At 71.0% G+C, this 16,920-nt stretch carries 15 protein-coding genes; 7 read left to right on the forward strand and 8 right to left on the reverse strand.

The window, feature by feature from the left end:
* The first annotated feature begins 494 nt into the window (after window positions 1–494).
* The 6 genes from aceE to NHL53_RS04685 all read left to right on the forward strand — a co-directional run bounded on the left by aceE (window position 495) and on the right by NHL53_RS04685 (window position 8,200).
* Window positions 495–3,224 (forward strand): pyruvate dehydrogenase (acetyl-transferring), homodimeric type, encoded by a 2,730-nt coding sequence (gene aceE, locus NHL53_RS04660; protein ID WP_433775636.1) that lies wholly within the window; start codon window positions 495–497, stop codon window positions 3,222–3,224.
* 83 nt (window positions 3,225–3,307) lie between these two features.
* On the forward strand, window positions 3,308–4,519 hold the full coding sequence (locus NHL53_RS04665) for a PucR family transcriptional regulator (RefSeq protein WP_433775638.1): 1,212 nt from the start codon (window positions 3,308–3,310) through the stop codon (window positions 4,517–4,519).
* 90 nt (window positions 4,520–4,609) lie between these two features.
* A complete protein-coding gene (locus NHL53_RS04670) occupies window positions 4,610–5,533 on the forward strand; it encodes an ACP S-malonyltransferase (RefSeq protein WP_433775640.1) in 924 nt (307 codons plus the stop codon).
* A 22-nt stretch (window positions 5,534–5,555) separates the two neighbouring features.
* On the forward strand, window positions 5,556–6,557 hold the full coding sequence (locus NHL53_RS04675; protein WP_433775642.1) for a beta-ketoacyl-ACP synthase III: 1,002 nt from the start codon (window positions 5,556–5,558) through the stop codon (window positions 6,555–6,557).
* A gap of 79 nt (window positions 6,558–6,636) precedes the next feature.
* Window positions 6,637–6,885 carry an acyl carrier protein gene (locus tag NHL53_RS04680; RefSeq protein ID WP_433775644.1) on the forward strand — a complete coding sequence of 83 codons (249 nt, stop codon included), beginning with the start codon at window positions 6,637–6,639 and terminating at the stop codon, window positions 6,883–6,885.
* Window positions 6,886–6,958: 73 nt separating this feature from the next.
* Window positions 6,959–8,200, forward strand: coding sequence for a beta-ketoacyl-[acyl-carrier-protein] synthase family protein (locus tag NHL53_RS04685; protein WP_433775647.1), 1,242 nt, complete (start codon window positions 6,959–6,961; stop codon window positions 8,198–8,200).
* A gap of 71 nt (window positions 8,201–8,271) precedes the next feature.
* On the opposite strand, the gene NHL53_RS04690 is transcribed toward NHL53_RS04685, so the two are convergent.
* From NHL53_RS04690 to NHL53_RS04700, 3 genes are all read right to left on the reverse strand, one after another.
* The gene (locus NHL53_RS04690; protein WP_433775649.1) at window positions 8,272–8,772 is read right to left on the reverse strand and encodes a DUF3145 domain-containing protein; all 501 of its coding nucleotides are present in this window, start codon (window positions 8,770–8,772) and stop codon (window positions 8,272–8,274) included.
* A gap of 137 nt (window positions 8,773–8,909) precedes the next feature.
* Window positions 8,910–9,929, reverse strand: coding sequence for a zinc-binding dehydrogenase (locus NHL53_RS04695; RefSeq protein WP_433775651.1), 1,020 nt, complete (start codon window positions 9,927–9,929; stop codon window positions 8,910–8,912).
* A 20-nt stretch (window positions 9,930–9,949) separates the two neighbouring features.
* A complete protein-coding gene (locus NHL53_RS04700) occupies window positions 9,950–10,717 on the reverse strand; it encodes an SDR family oxidoreductase (protein ID WP_433775653.1) in 768 nt (255 codons plus the stop codon).
* Between the two features lie 68 nt (window positions 10,718–10,785).
* On the opposite strand from NHL53_RS04700, the gene NHL53_RS04705 reads away from it, so the two are divergent.
* The gene (locus NHL53_RS04705; RefSeq protein WP_433775655.1) at window positions 10,786–11,466 is read left to right on the forward strand and encodes a FadR/GntR family transcriptional regulator; all 681 of its coding nucleotides are present in this window, start codon (window positions 10,786–10,788) and stop codon (window positions 11,464–11,466) included.
* Here the strand turns inward: NHL53_RS04705 and NHL53_RS04710 are convergent, their stop codons facing one another.
* The 5 genes from NHL53_RS04710 to NHL53_RS04730 all read right to left on the reverse strand — a co-directional run bounded on the left by NHL53_RS04710 (window position 11,467) and on the right by NHL53_RS04730 (window position 16,740).
* Window positions 11,467–12,489, reverse strand: coding sequence for a LacI family DNA-binding transcriptional regulator (locus tag NHL53_RS04710; protein ID WP_433775657.1), 1,023 nt, complete (start codon window positions 12,487–12,489; stop codon window positions 11,467–11,469).
* Between the two features lie 172 nt (window positions 12,490–12,661).
* Window positions 12,662–13,486 carry a sugar phosphate isomerase/epimerase family protein gene (locus NHL53_RS04715; RefSeq protein WP_433775659.1) on the reverse strand — a complete coding sequence of 275 codons (825 nt, stop codon included), beginning with the start codon at window positions 13,484–13,486 and terminating at the stop codon, window positions 12,662–12,664.
* A gap of 28 nt (window positions 13,487–13,514) precedes the next feature.
* Entirely contained in the window at window positions 13,515–14,477 is a 963-nt protein-coding gene (locus NHL53_RS04720) for a carbohydrate ABC transporter permease (RefSeq protein ID WP_433775661.1), read from the reverse strand.
* A complete protein-coding gene (locus NHL53_RS04725; protein WP_433775663.1) occupies window positions 14,477–15,436 on the reverse strand; it encodes a carbohydrate ABC transporter permease in 960 nt (319 codons plus the stop codon). The genes NHL53_RS04720 and NHL53_RS04725 overlap by 1 nt, the downstream gene beginning before the upstream one ends.
* Window positions 15,433–16,740, reverse strand: coding sequence for a sugar ABC transporter substrate-binding protein (locus tag NHL53_RS04730; RefSeq protein ID WP_433775665.1), 1,308 nt, complete (start codon window positions 16,738–16,740; stop codon window positions 15,433–15,435). Before NHL53_RS04730 ends, NHL53_RS04725 begins: the two co-directional genes overlap by 4 nt.
* Between the last annotated feature and the right edge of the window lie 180 nt (window positions 16,741–16,920).

The following is a 16,920-nucleotide window of genomic DNA, read 5'->3' on the forward strand; positions in this document are numbered from 1 at the left end:
GAGACGACGCCGAGAGTTCCGGCGACGAGCGCGCCGAGCACCCCCAGCGTGAGAGCGCGCGGCGGGGCGCTGTCGCGCCGCCGCTGTCGCGTTCGTTCGGGATACATCAGACCTCCGTGTCCCCTCGGGGGCGTCGGCGGTGCCGCTCCCTCGGCGAGATCACGCGCGCTCGGCCCGCGTCACCCCGCCAGACGCGGTCGTCTCCCTCGACAGCGCTGATCACGCCAGTGCATTCCACTCTGCACACCAGTGATAGTCATCCGATGTTTCAATCACTTTTACTCATCCTCCGACCGGGGCCGGGCCGGATCGCGCCCCTCGCCCGGCGGAGCGGACGCACCAGGGACCCTCCCCGCCGTGCCGCGGCGCACGTCTCCCCCGGAAGTCGTTAGGCTGTTGTCCATACGTGCATGACGCCCGGCCACAGCTCGCTCCGTCGTGCGCTTCGATCCACACCCCGGGCATGATCTGCCCGCACGACGAAAGGTCACCTCGTGGCAGTTCACGATCAGGATCCGTACTCGCAGGGCGCGCAGGACAGCGATCCCGAGGAGACCGCCGAATGGCAGGAGTCCCTCGACCAGCTCGTCGACGCGAAGGGCTCGCAGCGCGGCCGTGAGGTCATGCTGAGCCTCCTCAAGCGATCGAAGGAGCGCCGCCTCGGCGTGCCGATGGTCCCGACCACCGACTACGTCAACACGATCTCGGCCGAGGACGAGCCCTCGTTCCCCGGCGACGAGGAGCTCGAGCGCCGCTACCGGCACTGGATCCGCTGGAACGCCGCGATCACGGTGCATCGCGCGCAGCGCCCCGGCATCGGCGTCGGCGGTCACATCTCCACCTACGCGTCGGCCGCTTCGCTCTACGAGGTCGGGCACAACCACTTCTTCCGCGGCCAGGACGACGCCGTCGGCGGCGACCAGATCTTCTATCAGGGCCACGCCTCCCCCGGCATGTACGCCCGCGCCTTCCTCGAGGGTCGCCTCACCGAGCAGCAGCTCGACGGGTTCCGCCAGGAGAAGTCGGCCGGCGCGAACGGACTCCCGTCCTACCCGCACCCGCGCATGATGCCGGAGTTCTGGCAGTTCCCGACGGTCTCCATGGGCCTCGGCCCGATCAACGCCATCTATCAGGCGATGACCAACCGCTACCTCGAGGCCCGCGGCATCAAGCCCGTCGGCGACTCGCACGTCTGGGCCTTCCTCGGCGACGGCGAGATGGACGAGGTCGAGTCGCGAGGGCAGCTCCAGGTGGCGGCGAACGAGGGGCTCGACAACCTCACCTTCGTCATCAACTGCAACCTCCAGCGCCTCGACGGCCCGGTGCGCGGCAACGGCAAGATCATCCAGGAGCTCGAGAGCTACTTCCGCGGCGCCGGCTGGAACGTCATCAAGCTCATCTGGGGCCGCGGCTGGGACGACCTCCTCGCCCGCGACACCGAGGGCGCGCTGCTGAACATCATGAACTCGACCCCCGACGGGGACTTCCAGACCTACAAGACCGAGGACGGCGCGTTCGTGCGCGAGCACTTCTTCGGTCGCGACCCCCGTGCGCTGAAGCTCGTCGAGGACTACACCGACGAGCAGATCTGGGCGCTGCAGCGCGGCGGCCACGACTACCGCAAGGTGTACGCGGCGTACAAGGCCGCGATGGAGCACAAGGGCCAGCCGACCGTCATCCTCGCCCACACGATCAAGGGCTACGGGCTCGGTCCGCACTTCGAGGGCCGCAACGCGACCCACCAGATGAAGAAGATGTCGCTCGAGGACCTCAAGCTCTTCCGCGACACGATGCAGATCCCCGTCACCGACAAGCAGCTCGAGGACGACCCCTACCGCCCGCCGTACTACCACCCGGGAGAGAAGGACGAGACGATCCAGTACATGCTGGACCGTCGTCGCGACCTCGGCGGCTTCCTGCCCGAGCGCCGGACGACGAACGTGCCGATCTCGCTGCCGCAGGACAAGGACTACGCGCTCCCGAAGAAGGGGTCCGGCAACCAGGAGGTCGCCACGACCATGGCGTTCGTGCGCCTCCTCAAGGACCTCATGCGGGTGAAGGGCTTCGGCAACCGCATCGTGCCGATCATCCCCGACGAGGCGCGCACGTTCGGCATGGACGCCTACTTCCCGTCCGCGAAGATCTACAACCCGAACGGCCAGAACTACCTCTCGGTCGACCGCGACCTGCTCCTCGCCTACAAGGAGAGCCCCGCGGGCCAGATCATGCACGTCGGCATCAACGAGGCGGGAGCCGCGGCCGCGTTCACGGCGACCTCCACCTCGTACTCGACGCACGGCGAGACCCTCGTGCCGGTCTACATCTTCTACTCGATGTTCGGCTACCAGCGCACGGGAGACGCCTTCTGGGCCGCGGGCGACCAGATGGGCCGGGGATTCATCATCGGCGCGACCGCCGGCCGGACGACCCTCGCGGGCGAGGGCACGCAGCACATGGACGGCCACTCGCCGCTGCTCGCCTCCACCAACCCGGCGACCCTCATCTACGACCCCGCCTACGGATACGAGGTCTCGCACATCGTGCAGGCCGGCATCGAGCGGATGTACGGGGGCAGCCACCCGGATCCCGACGTCATGTACTACCTCACGGTGTACAACGAGCCGATGCGCCAGCCGGCCGAGCCGGAGGGCGTGGACGCCGAGGGCATCGTGCGCGGCATCCACCGCGTGTCCGAGGGCACGGGAGACGGCCACCGCGTGCAGCTCCTCGCCTCGGGCGTGGGCGTGCCGTGGGCGCTCGAGGCGCAGCAGCTGCTGCGCGACGAGTGGGGCGTCGTCGCCGACGTCTGGTCGGTGACGAGCTGGAACGAGCTGCGCCGCGACGGCCTCGAGGCCGACGAGCACAACTTCCTCCACCCGGACCAGGAGCCCCGCACGGCCTACGTCGCCAAGAAGCTCCGTCACGCCGAGGGCCAGCCCTTCATCGCGACGAGCGACTTCATGCACGCGGTGCAGGACCAGATCCGCCCCTGGGTCCCCGGCCCCTACGGCACCCTGGGCGCCGACGGGTTCGGCTTCTCCGACACCCGCGCGGCGGCGCGCCGCTTCTTCACGATCGACGGTCCGTCGATGGTCGTGAAGGCGCTGCAGATGCTGGCGGATCAGGGCAAGGTCGACCGCTCGGTCGTCGCGCAGGCGATCGAGAAGTACCGCCTGTTCGACGTGAACGCGGGCACCTCCGGCAACGCCGGCGGCGACTCCTGATCCCTCGCGTCCCCTGACGCGAACCACCTCGCTGCGGGGCGGGCTCCCCGAGGGGCCCGCCCCGCAGCGCTGAGGAAGAGACGATGACTGACGACACCCCTGCGCCGATGGACAAGGCGACAACGCTCGCGTGGCTGCGCCGCATCTCCGGCGACATCGCGACCGCGACGCTCCGGCGCCTCGACGAGGCCCTCCCCTGGTACGCCGAGATGCCGCCTGCGCGGCGATCCGCCGTCGGGCTCGTCGCGCAGGCCGGCATCACGTCGTTCATCGAGTGGTATGAGAATCCTGACTCGACCCCGACGATCGCCGCCGACATCTTCGCGGCCGCGCCCCGCGAGCTGCTCCGGAGCGTGAGCCTGCAGCAGACGCTGCAGCTCGTGCGCATCACCGTCGACGTCACCGAGGAGAAGGTCGTCGGCCGCGCCGATCATCTGCGCGAGGCGATCCTGCTGTACTCGCGCGAGGTCGCCTTCACCGCGGCCGACGTCTACGCCCGGGCCGCCGAGTCGCGCGGCCTGTGGGACGCGCGCCTGGAGGCGCTCGTCGTCGACACGATCCTCTCGGGCGAGGCCGACACCGAGCTGCCCAGCCGGATCGCGGCGCTCGGCTGGCACGGCCACGGCGAGGTGAGCGTGCTCGTCGGCACGACGCCCGCCGGGTTCGACGTCGACCAGGTGCGGCGGCGCGCCCGGAAGCTCGGCGTCGATGTGCTCATCGGGGTGCACGGCTCCCGCCTCGTGCTCGTCGTCGGACGCGACGAGGACAGAGAGTCGGACGCCGCTCCGCTGAGCTTCCTCGAGATCGCGGAGCGGATCGAGCCGTTCTTCGGATCCGGGCACCTGGTGCTGGGGCCGACGGTCCCCGCGCTGGTGGACGCCAGCCGGAGCGCCCGCGCGGCGCTGGCCGGCTTCGCCGTCGCCGCGTCCTGGCGCAGCGCCCCCCGCCCCGTCGAGGCCGACGACCTGCTGCCGGAGCGCGCTCTCGCCGGCGACGCGCTCGCGAAGCAGACCCTCGTCGAGCGGATCTACCGGCCCCTCGAGGGCCACTCGACCGATCTCGTGACGACGCTCTGGGCCTACCTCGACAACGGCCGCTCGCTCGAGGCCACCGCGCGGGAGCTGTTCGTGCACCCCAACACGGTGCGCTATCGACTGAAGAAGGTCAGCGACGTCATCGGGTGGGACGCCACGGGGCCGCGCGAGGCGCTGATCCTCCAGACCGCGCTCATCCTCGGCTCCATCGGGACCTCCGAGATGGCGCGCAAGCGGAGCGTCGCCCGTCGCCCGCGCTGATCGGCTTCATCGATCGGCCACAACGCCTCTTCTGATTCTTGTGAGAGTGGCGCCAGCCCGAGGCGGGGGTCGCAGGGAAGAATGTATCGGGTGATCGTCGCAGCTTTCCCCGGACAGGGCTCCCAGACTCCCGGCTTCCTCGCGCCGTGGCTCGAACTCGACGGCGCGCGCCGCCGCCTCGAGGCGTATGCCGAGGCGGCGGAGGTCGACCTCATCGCCGCCGGCACGGAGTGGGATGCCGATCGGATCCGCGACACGCAGGTCGCCCAGCCGCTGATCGTCGCGGCGAGCATCCTGTCGTGGCTCGCGCTCGACGACACCCAGCGCGCACGCGTGGGCGGCGTGGCGGGCCACTCGGTCGGCGAGATCGCCGCGGCCGTCGCGGCGGGCGTCATCTCCGACATCGACGGCATGCGCCTCGTCGGCGCGCGCGGCCGGGCGATGGCGGAGGCCGCCTCCCTCGCCGAGACCGGCATGAGCGCGGTCGTGGGCGGCGTCGAGGAGCAGGTGCTCGCCTCCCTCGCCGACGCCGGCCTCCAGCCCGCGAACTTCAACGGCGGAGGCCAGATCGTCGCCGCCGGCGCCCTCGATGCGCTCGGCGCCCTCGCCGAGGCGGCTCCGCGGGGCGCCCGCGTCATCCCGCTGCAGGTCGCCGGCGCGTTCCACACGAGCTACATGGCGCCCGCCGCCGACGCCCTCCAGGCGGCCGTCGACGCGATCTCCGACGTCTCCGATCCCGCGCTCCCCCTCTGGACCAACAGCGACGGGTCGCGCGTCGCGTCGGGAGCGGACGCGCTCGCCCTCATCGTGCGGCAGGTGCAGCGTCCCGTGCGCTGGGACCTCTGCATGACGTCGTTCGCGGAGGCGGGCATCGCCGGCCTCGTCGAGCTCGCTCCCGCCGGCGCTCTGACGGGCCTCGCCAAGCGCGGTCTGCGGGGCACGCCCGCCGTCGCCCTGAAGACCCCCGACGACCTGGCCGCCGCCGGCGACCTTCTCGCCGTCCCGAACAGCTGATCACCGGCCGCAGGAAGAAGACATGACCGCCGTCCTCAACGAATCCACCCCCCGCGCCCACAGCCGCATCCTCGCGCTGGGCGCCGCCCGCGGCGAGAACGCCGTGCCGAACGACGACATCGTCGGGCCGATCGACTCGAGCGACGAATGGATCCGCCAGCGCACCGGCATCGTCACGCGCAAGCGCGCCGACGCGTCGACGAGCGCCCTCGACCTCGCGGTCGCCGCCACGCGGGAGGCCGTCGAGAGATCGGGGATCGATCCCTCCGAGATCGACGTCGTCATCGTCGGCACCATCAGCAACGTGCAGCAGAGCCCCTCTCTGGCGGCCATGCTCGCCGACGCCGTCGGCGCCACGCCCGCGGCGGCGTACGACCAGAACGCCGCCTGCGCGGGCTACTGCTACGGCATCGCCCAGGCCGACGCCCTCATCCGCTCGGGTGCGGCGCGCTACGCGGTCGTGGTCGGCGCGGAGAAGCTCAGCGACATCGTCGACCCGACCGACCGCTCGATCTCGTTCCTGCTCGGCGACGGGGCGGGAGCCGCCGTCCTCGGCCCGAGCGACGCGCCCGGCGTGTCGAAGACGCAGTGGGGCTCTGACGGCTCGAAGGCGGCGCTCGTGGGCATGAACGCCACGCTGACGCAGTTCCGCGACGGCGAGGCCGAGTGGCCCACGCTCCGCCAGGAGGGTCCCAGCGTCTTCCGCTGGGCCGTGTGGGACATGGTGAAGGTCGCTCGCCGCACGCTCGAGGAGGCCGGCGTGTCCGTCGACGACCTCGCGGCGTTCGTGCCCCACCAGGCCAACATGCGCATCATCGACGAGTTCGCGAAGCAGCTCGGCCTTCCCGAGCACGTCGCGATCGCCCGCGACATCGCCACGACGGGCAACACATCCGCCGCCTCGGTCCCGCTCGCGACGCACCGTCTGCTCGAGGAGAACCCCGAGCTGTCCGGCGGCCTCTCGCTGCAGATCGGCTTCGGCGCCGGCCTCGCGTACGCCGCGCAGGTCGTGGTGCTCCCCTGAGCAGGCGCGCGCGCCCCATAGACTGAGGGACGGTTTCTTCGTCCCGAACCATCCAACACCACGATCAAGGAGACATTCCATGGCACTCACCACCGACGAGGTCCTGCAGGGCCTGGCAGAGCTCATCACCGACGAGACCGGGATCGACGCCGGCGAGGTCGCCCTCGAGAAGTCGTTCACGGACGACCTCGACATCGACTCGATCTCGATGATGACGATCGTCGTCAACGCCGAGGAGAAGTTCGGCGTCACGATCCCCGACGACGAGGTCAAGAACCTGAAGACGGTCAAGGACGCGGTCGACTTCATCACGTCGCACTCGGAGTGACATCGCGGGTGCCGCGTCGGCCCGGCCGGCGCGGCACCCTCCTCATCTCGCATTCGGAACAAGGGAACCACGCATGACCAAGCGCATCGTCGTGACCGGAATCGGCGCCACCTCCGCACTCGGCGGCACGGCGCCCGAGAACTGGTCGAACCTCCTCGATGGAGTCTCGGGCGCGCACACGCTGACCCACGAGTGGGTCGAGACCTATCAGCTTCCCGTGACGTTCGCCGCGGAGGCGTCCGTCCGGCCCGAGGAGGTCCTCCCCCGCCACGAGGCGAAGCGCCTCGATCCCTCCACGCAGTTCGCGCTGATCGCGGCTCGGGAGGCATGGGCGGATGCCGGATCCCCCGAGATCGCCCCCGAGCGCCTCGGCATCGACTGGGCGACGGGGATCGGCGGAGTGTGGACGCTCCTGGACGCCTGGGACGCGCTGCGCGAGAAGGGCCCCCGCCGGGTCATGCCGCTCACGGTCCCGATGCTCATGCCGAACGCGGGCGCGGGCAACCTCTCCCTGCACTTCGGCGCGAAGGCCTTCGCCCGCACCGTCGTGAGCGCGTGCGCGTCGAGCACGGAGTCGATCGCAAACGCCTACCAGCACCTGCAGGACGGCCTCGCCGACGTGGTGATCGCGGGCGGCGCCGAGTCGGCGATCCACCCCATCACCGTCGCCTCCTTCGCCTCCGCGCAGGCCCTGTCCCGCCGCAACGACGACCCCGAGCACGCATCGCGCCCCGGCGCGGTCGACCGCGACGGCTTCGTGATGGGCGAGGGCGGCGCGGCCGTCGTCCTCGAGACCGAGGAGCACGCGAAGGCCCGCGGCGCCAAGATCTACGCGACCCTCCTCGGAGGCGGCGTCACGGCCGATTCGTACCACATCACGGGCAACGACCCCGAGGGCCTCGGCGCCGCGCGCGCGGTCGAGCTGGCGCTCGAGCAGGCCGGCGCCTCGGCCGACCAGGTCACCCACATCAACGCGCACGCGACGTCGACGCCGGTCGGCGACCCGAACGAGTACGTCGCCCTGAAGCGCGTGTTCGGGGAGCGGATCGACGAGATCCCCGTCTCGGCGACGAAGGCCTCCACCGGCCACCTGCTGGGAGGCACGGGAGCGCTCGAGGCCGTGTACACGATCCTCGCGCTGCGCGACCGCGTCGCTCCCCCGACGATCAACATGACCGAGCAGGATCCCGCGGTGCCCTTCCGCCTCTCGACGGAGCCCCAGCCGCTCGGATCCGGCGAGCAGCTGGCGATCAGCAACTCGTTCGGCTTCGGCGGGCATAACGCCGTCGTCGCCTTCTCGTCGTACGACGGCTGATCCGCCGCATACGCATCACAGCGCCCTCCGGGAGTCCTCTCCCAGAGGGCGCTGTCGTCTCGAGGGGCCGGTCAGCCGACCTGATGCAGCCACACGACGGGCTTGGCCTCGTCGCCCGCCGTGCGGAAGATCTCCAGCTCGTCGTCCCATGCGGTGCCGAGCGCGACGTCGAGCTCGCGCCTCATCTCGGCGGGATCCGCGATCGCCATCGCGGCGCGCACGCGATCCTCCGACACGACGATGGCGCCCGCCGCGTCCATCTGGGAGAAGTGGATCCCGAGGTCCGGCGTGTGCATCCACCGTCCTCCGTCGCTCCGGGGCGTCGGATCCTCCGTGACCTCGAAGCGCAGATGCTCCCAGCCGCGGATCGCGGTCGCGATCGATGAGCCCGCGCCGGCAGGAGCCTCCCACGCGAACTCCGCACGGCGGGCGCCGGGGAGCGCGGGCTGGTCGCGCCACGAGAAGCTGACCGCACGACCGATCGTGCGCCCGACCGCCCACTCGAGGTGCGGGCAGAGCGCCTTCGGGGCGGAGTGGATGAAGACCACTCCGCGCGCCATCGGTGTCGCCATGATCTCTCCGTTTCGTCAGGTGCGGCTTCCCCTCCGTACCTGAACGGATGCGTGATCCGGCGATCGTGCGTATTCAGCTGTCATGGGCATTATGTCCCGCCCGATGCGCGATCACAAGCATCGGGCGGGACGCATCATCAGTTCTCAGCTCCGGGGAGCGAGACGACGACCTTGCTGGAGGTCTGCGCGTCGCGGGCGATCCCGAACGCGCTCTCGGCGTCCTCGAGGGGCAGCACGTGGGTGATCGCCTCCTCGATCTCGGGTCGCTCGGCGAGCAGCGCGATCGCCTCGTCGATCTCCTCGCGGAAGCGGAAGGTGCCGACGAGCTGCGCCTCCTTCGAGATGAGCGGCGCGAGGTTCACGGGGCGCGGCTCGGCGGGCACCATGCCCACCTGCACGACCACCCCGCGGCGACGCACGGCGGCGACGGCGGCGGAGATCGCGACGGGAGCGCCCGAGCACTCGAGCACCACGTCGAACGCTCCCTGCGGGAGCTCGTCCTGTCCGATGCGCACGACGGCGTCGGCGCCGAGCGCCTCGGCGCGACGGAGGGGCGCCTCGAGCAGGTCGCTCGCGGTGACATGGGCCGCTCCCCTGGCCCTGGCGGCGGCCACCGCGAGGAGGCCGATCGGGCCGGCGCCGGAGACGAGCACCGTCTTCCCGGTCAGGTCGCCCGCGCGCGAGGCGGCGTGGAGCGCGACGCCGAGCGGCTCGGCGAGCACGGCGCGGCGCACGGGCAGGCCCTCCGGAAGCACCCGGACCATGTCCTCCCGCACGACGACGAGCTCGCTCATGGCCCCCTGGGTGTGGGGCCACGTCGAGGCGCTCCCGAGGTAGGACCCGTTCGGCCACAGGTGGGGTGCGTCCTCAATACCGGGCTCCGACGTGCCGAACCGCGCGGGGTGCACGGTCACCGGCGTCCCGGGAGCGAGGCGACCGGAGGGGTCCTCGTCGACGCGACCCGAGAGCTCGTGCCCGGGCACGAGGGGCTCCCGCACGACGTACTCGCCGTTCGCCCCCTCGAAGAAGTAGTGGAGGTCGGATCCGCAGATGCCGACGTAGTCCACCCGCAGGCGCACCTCGCCCGGGCCCGGTGCGGGGGCGGGCGCGTCGCGCACCTCGATCTGGTCCTTGCCGTCGATGAACGCTGCGCGCATCGTCTTCTCCCTCTCCATGCTCAGACGACCGCCGTCATGCCGCCGTCGACGAAGATGTTCTGCCCCGACACGAAGCTCGACGCGTCGGACGCGAGGTAGAGCAGCGTGCCCCACAGCTCGCGGAAGTCGCCCCACCTCTGAGCGGGGGTCCGCGCGACGAGCCAGGAGTTGAAGGCCTCGTCCTCGACGAGGGCGCGGTTCATCTCGGTGGCGAAGTAGCCGGGCGAGATCGCGTTGACCTGGATGTCGAAGCGCGCGAGGTCGGCCGCCATGCCCTTGGTCAGCATCGCGACGCCGCCCTTCGAAGCCGAGTAGGGCGCGATCGTCTGCCTCGCGAGCTGCGACTGCACCGAGCCGATGTTGATGATCTTCCCCGACCCGCGCTCGGTCATGTGGGGCGCGACGAAGCGCGAGACGTAGAAGACGCTGGACAGGTTGCTCGTGACGACCGCGTCCCAGTCCTCCACCGCGAACTCGGCGAACGGGGCGCGGCGCTGCACGCCGGCGTTGTTGACGAGGATGTCGGGCGCGCCGTGCGCCTCGACGAGGTCGGCGACGCCGCGTTCGACGGCGGCGGCGTCCGTGACGTCGAACGAGATCGACGCGGGCTCCGTGCCGGTCTGCTCGGCGATCGCATCGCGCGTCGCGGAGAGGGCCGAGGCGTCGCGGCCGTGCAGGACGACGCGCGCTCCGGACTCCGCGAGGGCGAGGGCGAGGGAGCGCCCGAGGCCTCGGGAGGATCCCGTGACGAAGGCGAGACGGCCCTCGACGTCGAAGATGGTGTTCACGGCGATGTGCCCCTTCCGAAAAGTCTGACTTAATTTCTATAAAATCACATTTATGGGATGCTGTGGGCATGGCATCCGAGATCCTCGACGAGCTGGGACAGAAGATCGCCGACGGCGACCTGGCCCCGGGAGCGGTGTTCACCCTCGCGGAGGTCGAGGCCCGGTACGGGGTCGCGCGCTCCGTGGTGCGCGAGGCGATCGGGGTGCTCGCGAGCATCGGCATGGTCGAGCCGCGACGTCGCGTGGGCGTCATCGTGCGCGAGGCGCGCTTCTGGGACGTCTACGACGCCGACCTCATCCGCTGGACGCTCGCCGGCCCTGGCCGGGACGCGCATCTCGAGGCCCTCATGGAGCTGCGCCTCGCCGCCGAGCCGCTCGCGGCGCGCCTCGCCGCCGACCGCGCGACGCCCGAGCAGCGCGCCGACCTGCTCCGCAGCGCCGAGATGCTCGACCAGCTCGGGACCGCGGGGCGCGGACACTCGCTCGACTACCTCGACGCCGACCTCGCCTTCCACTCGACGCTCCTCCACGCGTCCGGCAACCCGTTCCTCGCCGGCCTCGCGGGGCCGATCGCGGAGGTGCTGCGCGGGCGGGCGCGTCTCGGACTGACCCCCAGCACGCCCGCGCCCGGCACCCTCGAGGATCACGTCGCGACGGCGCGCGCGATCGCGGCCCGCGACGCGGCGACGGCCGCCGAGCGGTCGGCGACGCAGCTCGAGCAGGTGCGCCGAGAGGTCGCGACCGGCTGATCAGCGGGCGCCTCGCGCGTCCGGCGCGGGACCCGTCGAATCCCGCACCGTCAGGTGCGCGGCGAGCTTCTCCGCGCGCGGCTGGGGAGACCGCGCCGTGAACTGGCCGACGAGCAGCTCGGTGGCGGCTCGCGCCGCCCTCTCCCCCGACGCGGTGATCGTCGTCAGCGGCGGATTCGACGTCTCGGCGCTCGCGATGTCGTCGCAGCCGATGACGCTGATGTCGCCGGGCACATCGACGCCGCGCTGGCGGAAGCGCGTCATCGCCCCGATCGCGAGCGTGTCGTTGAAGAACAGCGCCGCGGTCGCCCCGCTCATCGCCACCGCGTCCGCCGCCGCCGCGCCCGCGGCGAGGGACGGGTGGAAGGCCCCGAGCGGCATCAGCTCGACCTCGGCGGCCTCCGCCGCCTCGACCACCGCCTCGACCCGTCCCCTGCTCACCCAGGATCTCTCCGGCCCGCGGACGTAGGCGATGCGCCGGTGGCCGAGGGACACGAGATAGTGCAGCGCGTCGACCGACGAGGAGGGCGTGTCGATGACGACGCTCGAGAGCCCCTCGACGGAACGGTTGATGACCGTCAGCGGCACGGCGTCGGCGATCGACCGGAGCGACGCGTCGTCCGACCTCGGCGAGGAGACGACCACGCCGTCGACGGTGTGCGAGAGCTCCTTGAGCCAGGTCAGCTCGACGTGGGCCGACTCCTCCGTGTTGACGAGCAGGAAGAGGAAGCCCGCGGCCTGGCACTGCGCCTGGCTGCCCCGGATCAGGTCGTGCACGAACGGGTTCACGAGATTCGGCACGACGAGGGCGATCGTGCCGCGCGCGCGTCTCTCCGGGCCCTCGGGCAGGGTCGCCGAGGCGTAGCCCATCTCGATGGCCTTGCTCGAGATCCGATCGTGCATCGCCGCGCTGACCCGTCCGGGGTTGTTCAGCGCGCGGGACACCGTGGAGGGCGCCACCCCGCACGCGCGCGCGATGTCGGTGAGGCTGACGCGGCGCGCGAAGCGTCGTTCGGGGATCACGGGAGCCTCCTCGCTCGGCACGCATCGTGCCGTCGTCCGACAGGTGTTCTCCCGACGATAACGGCCTCATCCGCGTTTCGCGACGACGCGATGGCACGAACATGGCACGGCCTCTGCACGAGTGCGCGACCGCGCGGGGCGCGACGGCCCGTCCGGCCGTCGCGCCCGTGCGTCACGCCGCGACGACCGGCTCGGGAAGCAGCGACTTCAGGTAGCGGATCGACGCGATGAAGTCGACGTCCTCCTGCGGCTCGCGCTTCGGCTCGACCGTGAGGGTGCCGTCGTATCCGTCGGCCGCCAGCGCCGCGACCTGGGCCGCCACATCGGTCTCCCCCGCGCCGAAGTGCTGCCACACCATGCAGTCCCCCTCGAAGGAGCCGTCCTTGAGATGGACGTTGCGGATGTGCGGACGCAGGAGGTCGTAGCTCTCCCGGAAGTGCTTCCGCTCGGCCTCGTAGATGTTGCCGGTGTCCCAGACCAGCCCGAAGCTGCTGCGCCCGACGCCCTCGAGGAGGGCGAGGCAGCTCTCCCCCGTGTCCGCCCAGGAGCCGGGGATCGGCTCGAGCTGCACGTCGAACCCGCGCGCGGCGGCCACGTCGACCGCCTCCCCGAGCAGGTCGATGACCCGCGCGCGATCCGCCTCGGTGTCGAGCGGGCTGCGCTCCACGCCGAACGTCACGAGCGTCGTCACGCCGATGCGCTCGGCGAGGTCGAGGCTCATCGACAGGATCTCGTTGCCGTGGAACGGCAGCAGGTCGCTGTGCAGATCGGCCTTGTAGAGGCCGGGCGAGACCGTCGAATAGGTGACCCCGAACTGCTCGCCCCAGTGCTTCAGCCGATCCCACGCGGCGGCCTCGACGACGGGGAAGCGCTTCGCCTCGACCATGCGGATCTCGAAGTTGCGCACCCCCTCGTCCGCGGCCATCGAGAAGATCTTCGGGAACGCGCCCGAGGAACGGTCGGGCGTGACCTCGTCGGTCACCGTGGAAAGAATCATCCCTGTTTCTCCTTGCTCGAGGTGGCGGTCATCCCTTGACCGCTCCGGTGGTGATCCCCGTCACCAGGGACTTCTGCAGCAGCAGATAGACGACGAGGCTCGGCACGAGCGCCAGGAAGGCCCCCGCCAGCAGCACGCCGGTTCCCGTCTCGACGTCCGCGCGCAGACTGCTGAGCGCGACCGTCACGGTGTAGTCGTCGGCGCTGTTCGCCGCGATGAGCGGCAGCAGGTACTGGTCCCAGATGCCGATGAAGCCGAAGATCGTGACGACGCCGAGGGCGGGCTTGCACAGCGGGAGGATGACCTGGAACAGCACCCGCAGATCCCCCGCGCCGTCGATGCGCGCCGCCTCCTCCAGCTCGTCCGGGATGTCGCGCATGAACGCGGTCATCACGAGGATCGCGAACGCCGACGCGGCCACGGGCAGGATGATCGCGAAGATCGTGCCCCGGAGGTTGACGCCGACGAGGGGCAGATCCCCCAGGACGACGGCGAGGGGCACGGCCACGAGCTCCTCGGGGAGCATCATCGTGGCGAGGAACAGCCCCATCACGAAGGCCTGTCCGCGGAAGCGGTGCCTGGCCAGCGCGTATCCCGCCGTCACCGCGACGAGCGTCTGCAGCAGCAGGCCCCCGCCGGCGATGACGATCGAGTTCCAGAAGAAGCCCCAGATCCCCTGCTCGCTCGCGACCTGGAAGTTGCGCAGGCTGAGGTTCGCGGGCCAGAGCGTCAGGCGCGTCGGGTCCGCGTTCAGGTCGAACGCCCCCGCGATGATGGTGAAGATCGGCGCCGCGAAGACGTACAGGATGACGAGCGCGGCGGCGATCCTCAGGATCCGCGACACCCAGCTGCTCGAGCGCCAGCCGAGCGCGGTCTCGAAGCGCTCCGAGAGGCCGCGGGAGCGACGCCGGTCGCGCCGCCGCTGCCCGACGGTGACCAGCGTCTCCGTCTCGGTCCGCGTCTGCGCGGCGTTGTCGATGGCACCGGACATCAGGCGTCCTTCCGACGTCGGAGAGCGGCGGCCGCTCCCAGGGTGATCGCGACGGTGATCACGAGGAGGATGATCGACGCGGCGGCGGCGACGCCGAGTTCGTTGCGCTCGAATCCGAGCGAGTACGTGCGGGTCATCCACACGTCGGTCGCGCCGGAGGGGCCGCCGCCCGTGAGCACCCACACGTCGGTGAAGACGCGCAGCGCGCGGATCGCGGCGAGGATGATGACGATCGTGAGCGCGGGACGCAGGGCAGGGATCACGATGTGGCGCAGACGCTGCCAGACGTTCGCGCCGTCGATGGCGGCCGCTTCGTAGAGCGAGCGGTCCACCCCGGCGAGTCCCGCGAGGATGATGACCATGTTGTAGGGCGCGCCCTGCCAGATGCCCACGGCCATGACCGCGCCGAGCGCCGTGTCCGGATCGGTCAGCCAGCCCACCGGGCCGATGCCGAGAGCTCCCACGAGGGAGTTCAGATAGCCGTCGGCCGCGGGGAAGTAGATGATGCGCCACACCTCGGCGATGACCGCGGTGGCCGTGACGACCGGGAGGAAGGCCGCGGTGCGCACGAACCAGAGGAAGCGGCTGCCGCCCTCGAGGACGAGCGCGAGCACCACTCCCCCGATCACGGCGCCGACCGAGGATCCGACGCCCAGCAGGACGGTGTGCCAGATGGCGTCGGCGTAGCGCGGATCCGTCAGCACCTCGGCGTAGTTCGCGAAGCCGACCCAGACGTCGCCGAGGAACGGCCGCACGTCGTGGAAGCTCATCTGGATCCCCGTGCCCATGGGGATGAACTTGAAGTAGGCGAACAGCAGGAGCGCGGGGAGGAGGAAGCCCCAGACGATCAGGCCGCGCCCGACCCGACGCCGGCGCCTGAACGATGCCCGCCCCGTCCGGGCGGCGTCCGGCGAGGACGCCGCCCGACGGGGGCGAGCGGGAGCCGTGGGGGCGCTCATCGCAGCGCGTCCTGCTTGTCGAGCTCCTCGTCGATGCGCGTCGCGAGATCGCCGAGCTCGGTCGAGACGTCGGCCGAGCAGCGCCCGAACATCGAGTTGAACGTCTCCGCGATGTCCTGGCGGATCACCGTGAAGTCGATGTCGGCGGGGAACGGGCGGGAGTCGGCGAGCTGCTCCTCGACGACCGCCCAGCGCTCGTCCCCGTAGATCTCGACGGCATCGAGGCTCTCGTTGACGGGGAGGCGCACCACGGGCTGCCCGGGCGCGGTCATCCCGATCTCCTGGCCCTCCTCGGAGATCAGGAACTCGGCGAGGGCCTTCTGCGCGTCGGGCTTGTTGGTCGAGGCTCCGAAGTAGATGCTCGTGCGCTCGGTGAGGGTCGTCGCCCCTCCGGGGCCCGACGGGGCCATGATGACCTCGTAGTTCTCCGCACCGGGCGCGCTGTCGAAGTTGGCGAACGCGTAGGGGCCTGTCTGGTAGATGCCCGCCTGCCCCTCCGCGAAGAAGGGCGTGGCGCTCGCGTTCGTGAGCGCGCCCGGCTGCACGATGTCCGGCGTGCAGAAGAGGTTCTGGATCCACTCGACCGCCTCGACGCTCTCGTCGCTGCCGATCTCGGCGCGGTACGCTCCGCTCTCGCCGGAGACGATGTCGCCTCCGCCCTGCCACAGATACGAGGAGGCCCACCAGGCGAAGAAGCCGCGGTCCGTGGTGCCCGGCACCGCCATCCCGTAGGTGTCTCCGTCGACGCCGTTGCCGTCGGGATCCTCCGAGGCGAAGGCCTCGGCGAGGGCGAGGAGCTCGTCGTGGGTGGTCGGCACCTCGTATCCGAGCTCCTCCCTCCAGTCCTTGCGGATGAAGGTGACCTGCGCGTGCTGGCTGAACGGGACGCCGTAGTAGGCGCCGTCGGCCATCAGCACCGAGTCCCATGACGCCTCGGACAGCGCGTCGGCGCCGGCGAGCTCGTCCCGCTCGACCGGGAGCAGCATGCCCTCGTTGGCGTAGTTGGCCATGCTCGCCTGGTCGTAGATCATCACGTCCGGCAGGTCGCCGGCCGCGGCGCGAGCGCGGAGCTGCGTCTCGAACTCGACGGTCGCGAGGTAGTCGACCTCGATGCCCGTCTCCTCCGTGAACGCGTCGAAGACCGCCTCGTAGGTGCGCGCCGCCTCGGGGCCGCTGCGCGACCACACCTCGAGGGGCTTTCCGTCGTCGACGGGCTCCGCCGCCGACTGGCCGCATGCCGAGAGGGAGAGCATCGCGACGGCGACGATCGCCGTCCCCGTGACTGCCCGACTGCTTCTGTTCATCCGCTTGTCCGCCTTCCTGGGCCGATTCCCGGCGACGCTGCCGGGGCGTGGTCTCGACGCTAGTGAGCGGCGCAGGGCCCGCGGAACCGTTTCGCCATGGGGTTTTCCCATACCCCCATCGGAGAGCCGATGGGCGCTCTGCCGATATCATCGGAGCCGTCAGCAGGCGCGTCGGCAGAG

The sequence above is a fragment of the Microbacterium sp. gxy059 genome (assembly GCF_050958665.1).
Taxonomy (GTDB): domain Bacteria; phylum Actinomycetota; class Actinomycetes; order Actinomycetales; family Microbacteriaceae; genus Microbacterium.